Raw genomic sequence first — 15,359 nt, 5'->3', positions numbered from 1 at the left:
CCCAATAAGACCTAACGAGTAAGCATCCAAGTTGTGCTGGCGACAATAGCAAGAGTGAACCACCTGATCCCTTCCCGAACTCAGAAGTGAAACCTCTTAGCGCTGATGGTAGTGTGGGGTTACCCATGTGAGAGTAAGTCATCGCCAGCTCATTATTCAAACACCCTCCGCTTAATAAAGCAGAGGGTGTTTTTTTATGGGTATAAAATGTTGTTTTAAATAAATGCTCGTAAATTTTAGAATTCATGAGCATAAATAATGAAGTGAGACGTTTAGTTAATATCGGCTTGACTGATATTTTTACTGGCTTTTTTTAAGCTATATAGTAATTGACCTAGTAAAATATCTTTAGAGCTTAGAGTAACAATCACCATTGGATGTTGTGGACTAGGTACTGCTGTTAAAATAGCTTTACCATTTTCAGCATCTAAGGTAATACTTTGGCATCCTATAAGTTGGATTTCTTTTAAAAATGCACTTACCATTGCAAGAATAGAGCTACTAACTGCAGCTAATTTGCTTGTATTATAATGATTCTTTTTAGTAATAGTTGTAAGTTCAAAGCCATCTGTAGAACAGAGCATAATAAAGTCAATTCCAGTTACATTATTAATAATATATTGGATTTCTTGTTTTGCAATCTGGATCAACTCAGCTGGTGCACTACGTTTTTGATCTGTAAGGGTAAGCATAATATAAGCCTGTGTGGGGTTGTAGATTAATATTTGACTTCAATTGTGGTAATCAATGCTTCAATCATAAGTAAGATATCATCTGGTACACGCGCATCAATAAAGAATAATGGGTATTTATATTGTTTTTTGCTTAGCCATTCTCGATAAATATGCAAAGGTTGATCAGGATTCTCGTCAGTATGAGTAATACCAATAACTATATTTTCATTATGTTCTTTGAAATTATTAATATATGTTTCAAGTTCATTTAATGAGCTTGTTAAAGAATGGTCAATTAAGATTACAAGACCAATAGCACCCTCACAGATGATTGACCAAATAAAGTCAAAACGACTTTGTCCTGGTGTTCCATATAAACCAATTTTAATATCATCATCTAAAGTAATTTCACCATAATCGATCCCAACAGTGGTTTCTAATTTATTATGAGAGTGACAGTCAGTATTAAATGCTTCTGTTGCAAGTACAGGAATTTCAGAGAGTGATCGAATTGCCTCTGTTTTTCCAGCCCCCATACTGCCTGCAAAGACAATCTTATGTTGTTGTAAGATCATTTTAATTACCTTTAATTATAAACCGAAGCGACGACGTAATTTTCCAAAAAAACTATTTAAAAAGCTTTGTTCTACTTGAGCTTCCACTTTTTTTGTTTCACTTTTAGCATGTTGGATTGGTTTGTGTGGAATTTGCTTTCCATTATTGGAGGCCATTGAAGCAGCAATAAACTGTTGTACGGTTGCTAAAGGCAGATCAAATTTTTGTGCTATTTCATGTAAAGATGCCCCATGTATGAAACTTGCACTAAGTTGAAAAATGAGCTTTTGATCAGTTTTAGTAAATGGTTGAGGCCAGTGATCAAGTTGATAGTATTCAATTTCATGGCCTAGGTAATTCAATTCAGGTGAGCGCCAAATAAGATTCCAGATCCAATCATCTAATAAATATTCATGCTTTCTAGATACTTTGGCTATATCATTCATTTTAGCGAGTTCATATCGAAAGTTCTGATTAATTTTTATCTGATTATTTTCTGAAATTGCCCAAGCTATTTTTCGACGTAAATCAATAATCGCTAATGTTCCAGTATCATCGAATAAATGTAAACGTGTATTTTCTGCATGATACATATTTTTAAAAGTATTTAGATTTATTGTGGTTGGTGCTGTCGGCTGTTGTTTTTCAATATTTACATTAGGGATTATTTTTTTTGTAAATTTGGACAGAATAGTACGTTCAATCCAATCTTTTAATGGGTCAAAGCGATTATTGAGTGGTAAACAAAGTGTATCGTCATGAATATTGCCATACATATTATTTTTTTTGGTAATTTTTAGAAAAGGGCAGTTTTTTTTCCCTAAAATCCTCTGAATATTACTAGTATCAAAAAAAGATTCATTAATAACAAGTAAATCGATATTTGGATCAGCAATATTAATCCAGTGGAGTACATAATTATTCGGAATATTAAGTCTTAACGCTGATTTGAGTTCGTTTGAAGATTGTAAGCTAAGTCCTGAGATTGCAATATTAATATCATTCATATCTTACCTCGTATTTAATTTTTTGAATGAATTATTGGTTTTCATTTTTTTGCTAATATTTTTATAACTATTTATTTTTTACAGTATAATTTAGAGCTCTTATCAGAATAAGTGTTGAAAAGAGCTCTATTGACTGACTATGAGAAATCTAGACCTCGTTCAAAACTTTTTAACTCGTGTCGCGCCATCGCTAAATTTGATTTAGAACGATCGAGTACGAGATAAAGGAAAATATTTCTGTTACTTTCTAATGGGCGGATCAGGTGATATTGTTTGCCTAAAGTAATTAGAATATCTTCAATATCATCATTTAAGTTCAAAGAATTTGCAACGCGACGTTTCGCACGAAGAACCTCGGTATTTCCAGCCGCTGCTAATTCTAAATCAATATTACCACCACCTTGTGTTGCTAAGGCCAAGCCACTTTCTAAATCAACTAATGCTGCTGCATTAAAACCATCAATAGTTGTTAGAGCATCTAATGTGAGTTTTGCCATTGGTGTACCTGCTTTTTGTAAGTTATAAAGAGTTTTTTGTTAATCTATGCGTTAATATTATTCAGAAGAGACGTCATAGATTAATCTCATTCTAGAATGAATTTGGATTAAATCAATAAAAAATCATTTAAAAAAGTATTGAAATTAATCAAAAGAATGAAGTTATTTAGCAATAAATGCATTTTTTTGTGTTTATTTTATTTTTTGTGATGTATTTTACATTTAATTTTCATCAAGTTTTTTCAAAAATATAAAGAAATTCGGAGATTTTTTTAATTATTGTTTAAAAATGTGATTGTGTTTCAAAAAGTATGCTGATGCTATTCTGATCGATTATCCGCTATCATGAAAGATTTAAAATAAACTATTTTATTTGAAATATTTCCAATTATGCTGTTGATAGTCTGATTCTAACATCCATTGAGAATACAACTAAAAAGCATATAGCTTGGTTGCAAATGATGTTCGAGTAGCCTTATGTTTCTTTTTTTAAATTTTAAAATGAATTTTAACGGTAATATTTTACTAAATTTTTATTCAATTTCAGCAATGTCTATGACATCATCTTGTTAGGATAGCTATAAAAAATGACTGCTGTACCAAAATAAGTTTATTGTAAGACGAAGCATAATGAGGAGATGAAAATGACATCTAATCGCCAGGAGCAGTTTTTAGCGCGCTATAAAAAAATTTTAGAAGTCTCCGAAGAGTTGTTGCTTGAAAATTACCAAAGTATGACCTTGGATGATTTAGCGAAGGAACTCGATATTGCTAAAGGGACGTTATATAAGCATTTTAAGTCAAAAAATGAACTGTTATTAGAGTTAATTATTCAAAATGAACGTAAAATTTTAGAAATTTCTGAACAATCTGGCGATAATTTTAAAGATTATGCGGTTGCTTATATGTTGTTTCATTTAGAAGCACCTGAAAAAACGATCATTTTGCACCAAATTGAAGAAAATTTAACCATGACTGAGTCGGGTTTAAAGGCTTTATTTAATACTTTATATGAGATTCGTCAGCAACGTATTTTATGTATTAAAGACATGACGAAAGCGTATTTAGACCAATTTCAGTCCAATATTTCGATTCGTGATTATTTATCTTATATTTGGTCGTTAACTTATGGTGGATGTTTATTGTTGAATTCGAGTTATTATCAGCGTTCGATTGGTTCGCGCGAAAAGTTAATACAATTGTATACCCATCAAGCCTTAACCATTCCAAGTCGGGCAGAATTAAATTTTGCCGATGCTTAAGTGCACAAAGCTGATGTAAACATCAGCTTTTGACTTTTAGCAGGAAAATTTGCGTATATTTACGCTATTTTTTGGATTTTACAATAATAAAAACCATCGCCTTGCTCATCAAGTGGCAATAATTGTCGACCATATTGTTGAGCAATGCCCCATTCGGCTTCAATTTTCTCTTCTTTGGCATTTGGGTGCTGGGCAAAGAAATCGACCATTTGCTGTTCATTTTCAGCTTTTAAAATGGAGCAGGTGATATAAAGCAATGTGCCACCGATTTTTAATTGTTGCCACATCTGCTGCAAAATTTGTTTTTGTAGCGCAACCGTTTCGGCAATATCGGTACTTTGGCGCAGTAAGCGAATATCTGGATGGCGCTTGATGACGCCAATTGCTGAACAGGGCGCATCTAGTACAATACAATCGACACGTTGTTCTGCCTGCCATGTACTGGCATCCGCTGTAACGATGTGTACCTGTTCTGAGTTTAAATCCAAACGCTTTAAATTTTCTTTGACGCGTTCAAGGCGTTTTTCATCCTGATCGAGTGCAATTAATAATTCTGGTTTAAATTTTTCCAGTAAATGCGCGGTTTTACCGCCCGGTGCAGCGCAGGCATCAATCACCGTTTTTCCATCTAAATTGGGGACTAAACTGGCACAAAGCTGCGCATGTTGGTCTTGTACGGAAAACCAACCTTCAAAAAATCCAATTAATTCAGTAATCTGTACTGCTTGTTTCAGTAATATACCAGCATCTGAATATTGGCAAGCAACCGCTTGAATATTGGCATGCTGTAGTTTGCTTAAGTAGGCATCTCGTGCAATTTTACGTTGATTGACGCGTAAGGTAATGCCTGAACTTTGTTTTAAGCGTTGGCACAAAGTATCTACTTCGGCAGGCCAATCTTTTTTTAAGCGTTTATACAACCAACTTGGCAGACCGTGTGCTTGATTTAGAATTTCTTGAAATTCTGATGTTTCACGGGTTGCACGGCGCAAAATAGCATTCACTACGCCACTTAGGGCAGGAAAGCCGACTTGTTTGGTGGCATCCACCGTTTCAGAAATGGCCGCGTGCGGTGCAATGCGCGTGCATAAAATTTGATATAAACCAACATATAAGCAGGTTTCTACGCTTGGGTTATCTAGCGGTTTGGTGAGCAACGGCAAAGTTAATGCCTTTAGCCCAAACCATTGGCGTAACGTCCCCAGCACCAATTCGTGAAATAACGCCCGATCTTTCGGGGCAACTTGGTTTAATTGCTGATGCAAAATGGTCGATAAAGACTGACCTTGCTGTACCGACAGCAAGGTTTTAACCACATGGGCACGAAGGTTCATAGATGGATGCATCATAAAATTTGCCCAAGTTGCAGTTTCTGCGATTGTAAAATTTGTTGTGTATTCAGCGGTTTACCACCCGGCCATTGTAATTGTGTCAGGCAAATCGCGCTGTGTTCGCCACAGGCAATATGTACGCCTTGTTGATCTATTGCAATCACTTGGCCGATATTGGCGTGTGGCGCTGCTTGCGTTGAAACTTCGGCTTGCCATACACGCACATTTTGCTGTTCCGCTAAAGTAAAGAAGGCAACCGGCCACGGGTTAAAAGCACGAATATTTAAATCGAGCTGTTTTGCTGACAGTGACCAATCAATTTGTGCTTCTGCTTTGCTTAATTTGTGTGCATAAACCGCAAGTGCATCGTCTTGGACTTCACGATGTTCCAAATAGTGCTGCAAGCTTTGTTCCGACTCAAGCACCTTGGCAATGGCCTCTGCACCTTGTGTGGCAAGTTTATCGTGCAAGGTTGCCGAACTGTCTTGTGCTGTAATTGGGCATAGGGTTTTATACATCATATCGCCCGTGTCTAAACCGGCGGCCATTTTCATAATGGTGATGCCAGTTTCTTGATCGCCCGTTGCAATCGCCCGTTGGATGGGTGCTGCCCCACGCCAACGCGGTAACAATGAACCATGAATGTTTAAGCAACCAAATTTAGGCAGATCAAGCACAGCTTGCGGTAAAATTAAACCGTAGGCGGCCACCACCATTACATCGGCATTCAGTGCGGCAAGTTCTTGTTGTGCGGCTAAGCCTTCTTCGCTAGTCGATTTAAAATGTAATGGTTGATACACCGGCAGATTGTGCGCTAAGGCCAATTGTTTCACCGCAGATGGGGTGAGTTTTTGTCCACGACCGGCTTTGCGGTCAGGTTGAGTATAAACCGCAACAATTTCATGCGGTGTGTCTAATAAGGCAGCTAAAGCGGCGGCTGCAAATTCAGGGGTGCCCGCAAAAATAATTTTCACACATGCAATCCAAAGTCAGTTTAGGCTGATTATACGTGAAAATGATTCGAAGCTCTAAGTCTGATCGTGCATCGCTTTAGGCTTGCAATTTAGAATGAAAAAAAATTATCCAAAAAGTATAAATAATAAAAAAAAGTTATAAAAAATGAAAAAATTATTCATGTAAGTTTTGCCAATATTGTCAATCTATGCAAATTCGTGGCTTTCCGAAGTGCAATTGCTTCTATAGAATGAAGCATAGCTGCTGTAAGATTGGCCATCTGTATATTTTGCCCTTTGACGCAAAAAAGAGGCGCTAAAGTGGGTGTTTTCATCAGCCGACACCACTTGTCTTAAAGCACCGCATTAAAATGACCAAGACATTGTGGAATGGATTGCTATTGTTTTAATACGCCCGATTTTATTTTTAGCCAGAGTGAATTTTTCACCTCGAGCACAACTTGTTGGAAACGCAAATGCCTGACTATCGTTCAAAAACATCGACACATGGAAGAAATATGGCTGGCGCACGTGGTTTATGGCGTGCAACAGGAATGAAAGATGAAGACTTTGGAAAACCGATTATTGCGGTGGTCAACTCATTTACACAATTTGTTCCCGGACATGTTCATCTAAAAGACCTAGGACAACTGGTTGCGCGTGAAATTGAAGCCGCAGGTGGTGTGGCGAAAGAATTTAATACCATTGCGGTGGATGACGGTATTGCTATGGGTCACGATGGCATGTTGTATTCGCTGCCTTCACGCGACTTAATTGCAGATTCGGTTGAATATATGGTCAATGCGCATTGTGCCGATGCCATGGTGTGTATTTCAAACTGCGACAAAATCACTCCGGGAATGTTAATGGCGGCAATGCGCTTAAATATTCCAGTAGTTTTTGTGTCGGGCGGCCCAATGGAAGCCGGTAAGGTGAAATTCCGTGGCGATGAAAAAGCCATTGACTTGGTTGATGCCATGATTGTTGCCGCTGACGACAGTTATACTGACGAAGAAGTCAAAGACTTTGAGCGCTCTGCTTGTCCAACCTGTGGTTCATGTTCAGGGATGTTCACGGCAAACTCGATGAACTGTTTAACCGAAGCACTGGGCTTATCTTTACCGGGCAATGGTTCGATTGTCGCAACCCATGCCAACCGTAAAAACTTATTCTTAAAAGCCGGTCAACTGATTGTTGAATTGGCCAAACGCTATTACGAACAAAACGACAGCAGCATTTTACCGCGTTCGATTGCAACAAAGTCTGCGTTTAAAAATGCCATGACCTTAGATGTGGCGATGGGTGGATCAACCAATACGGTATTACATTTATTGGCCGCTGCGCATGAAGCCGAAGTCGATTTCACCATGAACGACATCGACCAATTGTCACGTCATGTGCCAGTACTGTGTAAAGTTGCACCGGCCAAACAAGATGTGCATATGGAAGATGTGCACCGCGCAGGCGGAATTATGGCCATTTTAGGCGAGCTTGAACGTGCCAATTTACTTGATACATCGGTTAGCACGGTACATGAAAAAACCTTAAAAGATGCCATTCAAAAATGGGATATTATTTGCACCGAAGCCTCAGATGTATACGAATTTTATCGCTCATCCCCGGGCGGCGTGCCGACCCAAGTCGCATTCTCACAAAACCGTCATTATTCAACCTTAGATGGCAACCGCGAAACAGGTGTGATTCGCAGTGCCGAGCATGCTTTTTCTAAAGATGGTGGTTTGGCGGTGTTGTTCGGTAATATCGCTTTAGATGGCTGTATTGTTAAAACCGCTGGGGTGGATGAATCGATTTTAACCTTTACGGGTACAGCGCGCGTCTTTGAAAGCCAAGACACTGCGGTAGAGGCAATTTTAGGCAACGGAATTAAAGCCGGCGATATTGTTGTTATTCGCTACGAAGGGCCGCGTGGCGGGCCGGGTATGCAAGAAATGCTGTATCCAACCAGTTATTTAAAATCGAAAGGTTTAGGTAAAGACTGTGCCTTAATTACCGATGGTCGCTTCTCTGGTGGTTCATCAGGCTTGTCGATTGGACATATTTCACCGGAAGCGGCCGAAGGCGGTGCAATTGGCTTGGTTGAAGATGGCGATATTATCGAAATTGATATTCCAAACCGTGGTATGCATTTAAAAGTAGATGAAGAAACTTTAGCTGCACGCCGCAAAGCGCAGGATGAAAAAGGCTGGCATCCACAAGAAGAGCGTAAACGTAAAGTGTCTAAATCGTTAAAAATTTATGCACAACATACCACCAGCGCAGCCAAAGGCGCGGTACGTATTGTTTAATCGTTAAATTTAGCGCTAAAAAATGCACTGCTATTGCTAAAATAGCGGTGCATTTTTTATTTCGGCAGTAATACACGCTTTAATAAAAACGCAAAAAGCGCGAGCCGGTTTGAAAACAACACGAAAAACTCCGTGAGTCGGAGTGAAAATTTGTTAAACTTATAGCTTCAAAAAAATTTCAGTGCTGTATCATGAAAATTCATACATGCATGCGTGTGCAATGCATTGAGCCACGCGCTGTATCATTTATGATTTAGGTTTGATTCAAGCTACAATATTCGTGGGAAATTCATCGTTAAGAGGCTGTAGGCATGTCCGTATTTCGTCGCTGGGTTGATCCGATTCGATCGAGGTGGTTTTATCAAACACCATCGCGGCAAGAGGTCTTGGCTACAGAGCAAGGGCTCAGCATTTATCTACGTTTAGATGATGTGTATAGTTACCTTGCCGTACAGCAATTGCCACAGTTGAACGAAATTTTAAGCGACGAATTAAAACCGCTGAAAGTGATTATCTCGAAACAGTCGGTTGAGCCACCCAATGGCATGACTGCCGAAGAATGGCAGCATTATTGTTTAAACGATGCCAAAATTTTGGCGAAGCAGCACCGTTTTGGTTACGATGAACAACCTGAATTACCCAGTGCTGAAGCGTTGGCTCAGGCGGAAGTCATCTTAAAAAATACCCCATTACGCGATGAACGCTTTTTATATTTATTAGAAGATGTGTTTCATATGTTATGGCAGCAGCAATATGGCAAATTGCGCACGCTGTATGTAATGGCCAGTCAGCAACAACAGCCACAGCAATATCCTGAACGGATTTTTAACGATGCGCCTGTGGCAGCCAGTTATTTTGAGATTGCAGAACGAAAATATCAGGCGGTAGATGGATTGTTGCGTTTAACACGCCGCTTGCGCCGACAAAAATTACTAACGGGCATTCCAATTTTCTTAATTAATCATATTGAATGGCGAGAACATTTAATTAATGATGCCGAAGAGTTGGCAGAAATTCATGCCTTACATCCCGAGTTAGATTTATATATTGCCTTAGAAGATCCCATTAGCTGGTTATTGTTGGCGTATATTAAAGAGAATTTAGCCAATTATTATAATATTCAATTGCGTGTCTATCCCTTAACTTACCACGGCCGCGATGAGTTTGATTGGTCGTTAGCGACTCGCTTGTCTAAACGGACGCAAGTTGCCTTTACCCCATTTTGTCGCCCAACTGAAGAAGCAGTCACAAATATTGCACGGCTTTTTTACAGTGTGACCGAAGATCGGCAAGTCGATGTTATGTATGAGGTGTTAAAGGCGGTTTGGAGTGAAGGTAAAGATTTATCCTATTTGCCGCATTTGCGTGAAGTTCAAGCCGCACTTGAACTTGAAAGCTTAACCGACAATGCCATTTTGCCGATTTTAGAACGCAATGATGAGCAATGCCGAAGCAAGCATCAGCCTGAATTTCCAGTTTTAGAACTACGCGTCGATGGTCAAACCTATGTGTTTAATAGTTTGTACCGCGTGTGGATGATTGAAAGTATTTTGAATCATATTCTAGAACAACAAACACAAGCCGAAAACGCAGAAATGCAGCAAAGCAAAGCTTAAATCTAGACATTGCTTGCAATAAAAAACACCTGCGCAATGTATTGGGCAGGTGTTGAATCAAATCAAATCGTGGTTTAAATGTATGAAAGTAATAAAGATATACCTAGTGAAATCATATAATTAAACCAATATTTGGTTAAATTTAATGTATGAAAGTAATAAAGAAGTACTTAGTGAATATATAATCAAAAATAGTAAGAATTTGAATTAATTAAACTATTTTTTGATTATATATCACCACACATCCAGCATGGTTTAGTTTCTTATTGTAGTAAGCTATCCTGCGCACTACAATTTTTTAACTACCTTTAATTTATAGAATTAATAAAATTTATGTGGTGTTTCTCAAAATAATGTGCTCTATAAGAACATTTTTGAAATCACAATATGATAGCTGTCTTAGCTCTAGGACCTCTAAAGCTAAACCAAATAGAAATTTTTAGAGGATCACCAGGTCTTAATGCCTCCCAATCTTCTTCATCAGATATGGTAGATTTGTGTACATAAATATTTTCAGTATATTTGGATGTTTTTACGAACCCAAACTGATCGTTAATAGTTACAATTACAGCATCAAAAAATCTTTCATTCCCTTCAGAATCTCGAATCATATGTGTAGGTTTATTCTTAATCTTTGGGCTTACATTTGATTGATTTAGATCCATAAATATTTTTAAAGCTTTTTCTTCGCTTTGATATATATATTCAAGACAAGCATGTAAAAATTTAGGCTCATAGTTAGAATCTCTAGGTGAGTAACATTTTTTTAAATATTTTATAGCATTTTGAAAATATAAATTTTCATTTTCTTTAATATAGGAATAAGCCATCAAATAATTAATAGCACGATTATTAACATCATTTCTCAGAAAATTTAGCATACATGTTCTAGCTTCTACAAAATCATTCTTTTTTATATAGAATTTTGCATACCTTTGAACAATATAAATATTATCACTATTTTTTCTTAAAGCCTCTTTGATCTTTTCAATTGCTCTAGGTGAGTTGTCTATTTCATCTGAAAAATCATGTTCAAGGACAGTAAGACTTTCATCATAAGGAAATTTCTTAAATCCAGCAGATAAATTATTTTCAAAATCTTTAATAATATCTACAAGATCATTTTCATTATCACAGTCTTTAATTTCATCAAGTAAAACTAATCCTTTCGTATGATAAGGCATCGATGTTCTATTGGATGTTCTAATGTTGTCATTTAACAATTTCAAACTTAAATTTCTATACTTTATTTTATCTTGTTTAGATGATGAATTAAGTGCAATCTTTCTATAGGCATTTGCTTTCGTATGCTCTACTGTACGCATATCATAATAGCCATCACTACCATTGATACGTTTCAAATAATCTAAAGCTAGTTCATAGTTTGGATTTTGGTGATTGATCTCAAAAATAGCTCTTTGGTGTAATATAAATGCGTTGTTAACACCAATATCTTGAGCGATATTGAAGATAGAATGAGCTAAGTCTTTATCATTAAACTCTTCAGCTAGTATTCTTCCTTTTAGAATAAAATCTAAAGCTTTTGAATCTGTATCAAAGCCAATATTTAAGTATCTTATTATTTTTATTAATTGTTGAGCTTTATCCATTTCTGAAAGAAAGGCTTGCTTGAAAACATGTTGTGCTATATAGGAATGTCTAGTTGTATATACAATATCATTTACCCTATAACTATAATAGCTCGTAACTAATAGTTCTAAAGGTTGCAGAAACTTTTCTTTAAATTGTTCAAAATTGATACCACTAAGCCTCTTGATCATTCCCGCTCTTAGCTCAAGACCGTGTCGATGAAAACAGCAAATACTTAAATAAAGATCCTTTGCTGCTCTATCATAAATTCCTTCATATTCATCTTTAATAATCTCTGAAAATTCTTGACCATAATGAGTAGCTTCCAACAATGTCACCAAAAGTTGATTATTACTTTTTTCTTTAATGAATTTATACTTATCTATATCACTTAATTCTTTTAAACTTCCTTCTGCTTTAAATTCTTTTAATTTGTTTACTAAATTTTTAACTTCAAAATCATTTAAATCTCTTAAGCTGAAAAAGTTTGGATTTAGCTTATCTAAAATATTTTCACTGTTATTCCATTCATTGGTTCTAGCAGCTCCAACAATTAGAATCTTAGAGCAATCTTTAATTGAAAAATTCTTAATCTCCAATATTTCTGTCATATGCTCTAAAATATTATCAACAAATAATATTATTGGATCTTTAATTAATTTAATTAGTTCAAATATTAATTTTGTATTTAAGGTAGCCCCCTCACTAAGATAGAAACAGTTACCATTAAACTTAGAAACCCCATTCCATGCTAATCTCTTTAATAGAACACTTTTACCACTACCTGCATAACCATTAATTATTAAAAAATTAAATAATTGATTCGATATTTCAAAATTTTCAAATAATTCAACTTCTAAGGTTCTTTCAATAGCTCTTTGAAAGTCTAAATTTTTAGCAATCCAGCTAAATCCATGAGCATTTCCTCTATAGAAAATCTCATTATTATAATTATCAGATTCTCTTTTTATTTCATCAGTCATTTCAACATATAGAAGTTGTTTTAACAGATATGTTTCTAATTCATTAGATGGTCTATCATTAGATGGAATCAGTTTAGAAATAACAGAATCATTCTTTAAAAAATTATTTAATGACAATATATTCGAATCTTGTTTGCTTTTTATTTCACTTAAAAAATCATATAAATTATTAACTTTACATAAGAGATTTTTAGATTCCCAATAATCTTTATACATTTCATCCATAAATGGATCTAACCATATGTGACGAGTACGATTAACACCTTCTTTTTCTAAATCATCTAAAATACCTACAATATTATTGTCACCTAAACCATAACCATAAAAAATGACTAAATCGCTAGTTAAACATTCTTTTAAATACTGATAAAGACTAGACCTATTTTCTTGGTGTCTTCGATAATCACTACAAGATATAACTAAAGGAGTTCTTGCGTCATTAGGTCTAGAAATACATCCATGTATTTTTACAATTGGTAACTTATCAGGATTCACTACTACTTTTTGCAGTGAATCATTGTCACTAATAATTTTTTCTATTTTTTGCAATGCTGACTTATTTTCTCTATAAGCTTTTTCGATTGCTTCATCATAATTAGTTGTAAAAATAGCCTTCCATTTAAACTCAGATAAAAGTTGATGTTCATTTGTTGGATCAAAGTCACAAACTAATTCTTTGATAAAAAGATCAAAATTCTCCCTACCAGCTTTCTGTATAGCCATAGTAGAAGCAAAATCTAATGTAAGATGATTAGGGGTATTGCCAAGAAACTCTTCATTTATTTTTTGTAATAACTCATTACCAGTAAAGCCTATTCTTTTTTTTTCGCGGTCAGTACAATTATAAGAGGCACCTGCACCCAAAAATAATACTGCTTTTCCTTGTAAGATTTGTTTCTCGGTGTAATCCATCATTGCCTCATAAAAATCTATTGTAAGCGCACTTTTAGAAATTATTCTAAGTACTCAACTTTAAAAATTATCGTTTAACTATACCCTAAATAGAGTCAGATTAAGTGATAATTTGACTATCATAAGACTATTTATTAAGATTTAATGATAGTATTGTCGTTAATGTTGCTCTTTGATGGTTAAATGATAAATGACAACTAGAATTTATGTTCGAGCAAGTACTAAAGATCAAGATGCAGAAAGGGCACTAGCTGATCTTAAAAACTTTGCCTTATCCATTAAAGGTGACGTTAATGAGTATATAGAAAATGAATCGGGCACAAAGCTTGATAGACCCATTCTAAATAAACTCCTTGATGACTCATCTAATGGTGATACTTTATTAGTTGAAAGTGTAGACCGCCTATCTCGACTTTCACAAAATGACTTTGAAGTGTTGAAAGGGCGTATTAAGGATAAGGGCTTAAAACTAGTAGTTGCTGATTTACCTACTACACATATGCTTGTCAATTCAGCCGATAACATCACTAGCTCAATTCTCAGCCTTGTCAATAATATGCTGATTGATTTGTTAGCGACAATGGCTCGATTAGATAACGACAAGCGTAGAGAGCGAATTAAGCAAGGTTTAGAAAGAAGTGGATATAAGCCTACAGGTAAGAAGGCAGATATAGCTAAACATGCACGAATCAAAGAACTCAATAATAAAGGTTTAACAAAAGAAGAAATAGCCAAAGCCGTTGGCTGCGGTGTTGCTACAGTTTATAGGGTTATCAAACAATGATTAATGATCAGAATCTAGGACTTTTTTGATAGCTGAAACAAAATAGGCTTCGAAAATCTTTCGACCGTTTTCATTTAAGATAGAACCATTTTTTTGAATTGACCAACCGTTGTCTTCAATAATTTGAGGATTTATAGCTTGATGTAAAGCATGTTTTTCGGCTGTAGCTAACGTGAAATTAGGTATGAATTCAATATTAGAAGTAGTGTGATTATCAATATGCATACTGCGATCAATAATAATTTTATCTTTGTTTAAGGCTTTGAGTATTCTATTTTCGCCTCGAAGTTGCTTAATTTCAGCGAGCAGTAAGCCGACTTCGGCGCGGATAGATGGATTTTGGATATGTTGTAAAAGGTCAAAATTATCGGGTTTAGAAATGGACTTATTCTTCTGTTTAGATTTATTAGACCAAGCGGTTATGAGTAAGCGATAGGCTTCACCATTTTTGTTTCTTATTGCTTGTTCAGAAGGACCACCTTGCAATTTGGAAATTTTCCCAATGGTTGCTATAGAAAAGTCAGGGCTATTTCTTAATATTTGCTCATTGCATATATTATTAATAATACGTAGTGATGCTTGTTTTCTTGAACTAGCATCATTCATAAGATTTTCAAAAAACTGCTCTATTTCCATAGCAAATAGTCTCTAGTGTAATTATGAAATAGTTTTAATTTGAATATGTTTAGGACTAGTTGAAACGAGTGCTAGCCTTTGAATATCAAGAAGATTGATTTCTGACAATTTACCTTGACTCTCGATGAATCTGATTGCACCCTCAAATGACCCAACTCTATTTTCAATTAAAATCATAATTTGATTTCCAACTTTCAATTGTTCCTCTTCAGATAAATATAAAAGAATGGGGTCTTGTTGATTAGCCCTAAGC

General features: G+C 35.7%; 12 protein-coding genes, 1 rRNA gene and 2 pseudogenes. 6 read left to right on the top strand and 9 right to left on the bottom strand.

The features are described from left to right. Nucleotides 1–35 precede the first annotated feature (35 nt). Nucleotides 36–150, top strand: a 5S ribosomal RNA gene (rrf, locus tag I2F62_RS12305). A gap of 122 nt (nucleotides 151–272) precedes the next feature. Here the strand turns inward: rrf and I2F62_RS12300 are convergent. From I2F62_RS12300 to I2F62_RS12285, 4 genes are all read right to left on the bottom strand, one after another. Continuing rightward, nucleotides 273–692, bottom strand: a complete 420-nt coding sequence (locus tag I2F62_RS12300; protein ID WP_324627289.1) for a roadblock/LC7 domain-containing protein — start codon at nucleotides 690–692, stop codon at nucleotides 273–275. Nucleotides 693–718: 26 nt separating this feature from the next. Beyond that, nucleotides 719–1,249 carry a GTP-binding protein gene (locus I2F62_RS12295; RefSeq protein WP_324627288.1) on the bottom strand — a complete coding sequence of 177 codons (531 nt, stop codon included), beginning with the start codon at nucleotides 1,247–1,249 and terminating at the stop codon, nucleotides 719–721. 15 nt (nucleotides 1,250–1,264) lie between these two features. Then, nucleotides 1,265–2,236: a hypothetical protein gene (locus I2F62_RS12290; protein WP_324627287.1), complete on the bottom strand. Its 972-nt coding sequence runs from the start codon at nucleotides 2,234–2,236 to the stop codon at nucleotides 1,265–1,267. Nucleotides 2,237–2,373: 137 nt separating this feature from the next. Continuing rightward, a complete protein-coding gene (locus I2F62_RS12285) occupies nucleotides 2,374–2,733 on the bottom strand; it encodes a roadblock/LC7 domain-containing protein (RefSeq protein ID WP_324627286.1) in 360 nt (119 codons plus the stop codon). 644 nt (nucleotides 2,734–3,377) lie between these two features. Here I2F62_RS12285 and I2F62_RS12280 point away from each other — a divergent pair. Beyond that, the gene (locus I2F62_RS12280; RefSeq protein WP_324627285.1) at nucleotides 3,378–3,995 is read left to right on the top strand and encodes a helix-turn-helix domain-containing protein; all 618 of its coding nucleotides are present in this window, start codon (nucleotides 3,378–3,380) and stop codon (nucleotides 3,993–3,995) included. 59 nt (nucleotides 3,996–4,054) lie between these two features. On the opposite strand, the gene rsmB is transcribed toward I2F62_RS12280, so the two are convergent. Both rsmB and fmt read right to left on the bottom strand, forming a co-directional pair. Continuing rightward, nucleotides 4,055–5,341 (bottom strand): 16S rRNA (cytosine(967)-C(5))-methyltransferase RsmB, encoded by a 1,287-nt coding sequence (rsmB, locus tag I2F62_RS12275; RefSeq protein ID WP_324627290.1) that lies wholly within the window; start codon nucleotides 5,339–5,341, stop codon nucleotides 4,055–4,057. Then, nucleotides 5,341–6,300 (bottom strand): methionyl-tRNA formyltransferase, encoded by a 960-nt coding sequence (gene fmt / locus I2F62_RS12270; RefSeq protein ID WP_324627284.1) that lies wholly within the window; start codon nucleotides 6,298–6,300, stop codon nucleotides 5,341–5,343. The genes rsmB and fmt overlap by 1 nt, the downstream gene beginning before the upstream one ends. Before the next feature lie 455 nt (nucleotides 6,301–6,755). On the opposite strand from fmt, the gene ilvD reads away from it, so the two are divergent. The 3 genes and pseudogenes from ilvD to I2F62_RS13240 all read left to right on the top strand — a co-directional run. Further along, nucleotides 6,756–8,585: a dihydroxy-acid dehydratase gene (gene ilvD / locus I2F62_RS12265; RefSeq protein ID WP_324627283.1), complete on the top strand. Its 1,830-nt coding sequence runs from the start codon at nucleotides 6,756–6,758 to the stop codon at nucleotides 8,583–8,585. Between the two features lie 311 nt (nucleotides 8,586–8,896). Beyond that, a pseudogene (locus tag I2F62_RS12260) lies at nucleotides 8,897–9,941 on the top strand (hypothetical protein); the annotation flags it as partial. 68 nt (nucleotides 9,942–10,009) lie between these two features. Then, nucleotides 10,010–10,201 (top strand): annotated as a pseudogene (locus I2F62_RS13240) (hypothetical protein); the annotation flags it as partial. Nucleotides 10,202–10,581: 380 nt separating this feature from the next. On the opposite strand, the gene I2F62_RS12255 reads toward I2F62_RS13240, so the two are convergent. Then, nucleotides 10,582–13,686, bottom strand: a complete 3,105-nt coding sequence (locus tag I2F62_RS12255; RefSeq protein ID WP_324627281.1) for an SIR2 family protein — start codon at nucleotides 13,684–13,686, stop codon at nucleotides 10,582–10,584. Nucleotides 13,687–13,876: 190 nt separating this feature from the next. On the opposite strand from I2F62_RS12255, the gene I2F62_RS12250 reads away from it, so the two are divergent. After that, nucleotides 13,877–14,470 carry a recombinase family protein gene (locus I2F62_RS12250; RefSeq protein WP_324627280.1) on the top strand — a complete coding sequence of 198 codons (594 nt, stop codon included), beginning with the start codon at nucleotides 13,877–13,879 and terminating at the stop codon, nucleotides 14,468–14,470. Here I2F62_RS12250 and gmtX read toward each other — a convergent pair whose 3' ends face one another. Together gmtX and I2F62_RS12240 are read right to left on the bottom strand one after the other, a co-directional pair. Then, nucleotides 14,471–15,106: a gamma-mobile-trio protein GmtX gene (gene gmtX / locus I2F62_RS12245; protein ID WP_324627279.1), complete on the bottom strand. Its 636-nt coding sequence runs from the start codon at nucleotides 15,104–15,106 to the stop codon at nucleotides 14,471–14,473. Nucleotides 15,107–15,127: 21 nt separating this feature from the next. Then, on the bottom strand, nucleotides 15,128–15,359 hold a 232-nt coding region (locus tag I2F62_RS12240; protein WP_324627278.1), incomplete at its 5' end, for a hypothetical protein.

It is taken from the genome of Acinetobacter sp. MD2(2019), from assembly GCF_035615615.1.
In the GTDB taxonomy this organism is placed as follows: domain Bacteria; phylum Pseudomonadota; class Gammaproteobacteria; order Pseudomonadales; family Moraxellaceae; genus Acinetobacter.
This window is presented reverse-complemented; position numbering and strand designations above follow the sequence as displayed.

What these genes read in the sequence shown, in the direction of transcription:
- I2F62_RS12300 (WP_324627289.1), bottom strand. Translation starts at nt 692, where the DNA reads ATGCTTACCCTTACAGATCAAAAACGTAGTGCACCAGCTGAGTTGATC.
- I2F62_RS12295 (WP_324627288.1), bottom strand. Translation starts at nt 1,249, where the DNA reads ATGATCTTACAACAACATAAGATTGTCTTTGCAGGCAGTATGGGGGCT.
- ilvD (WP_324627283.1), top strand. Translation starts at nt 6,756, where the DNA reads ATGCCTGACTATCGTTCAAAAACATCGACACATGGAAGAAATATGGCT.
- I2F62_RS12290 (WP_324627287.1), bottom strand. Translation starts at nt 2,236, where the DNA reads ATGAATGATATTAATATTGCAATCTCAGGACTTAGCTTACAATCTTCA.
- I2F62_RS12255 (WP_324627281.1), bottom strand. Translation starts at nt 13,686, where the DNA reads ATGGATTACACCGAGAAACAAATCTTACAAGGAAAAGCAGTATTATTT.
- gmtX (WP_324627279.1), bottom strand. Translation starts at nt 15,106, where the DNA reads ATGGAAATAGAGCAGTTTTTTGAAAATCTTATGAATGATGCTAGTTCA.
- rsmB (WP_324627290.1), bottom strand. Translation starts at nt 5,341, where the DNA reads ATGCATCCATCTATGAACCTTCGTGCCCATGTGGTTAAAACCTTGCTG.
- I2F62_RS12280 (WP_324627285.1), top strand. Translation starts at nt 3,378, where the DNA reads ATGACATCTAATCGCCAGGAGCAGTTTTTAGCGCGCTATAAAAAAATT.
- I2F62_RS12285 (WP_324627286.1), bottom strand. Translation starts at nt 2,733, where the DNA reads ATGGCAAAACTCACATTAGATGCTCTAACAACTATTGATGGTTTTAAT.
- I2F62_RS12250 (WP_324627280.1), top strand. Translation starts at nt 13,877, where the DNA reads ATGACAACTAGAATTTATGTTCGAGCAAGTACTAAAGATCAAGATGCA.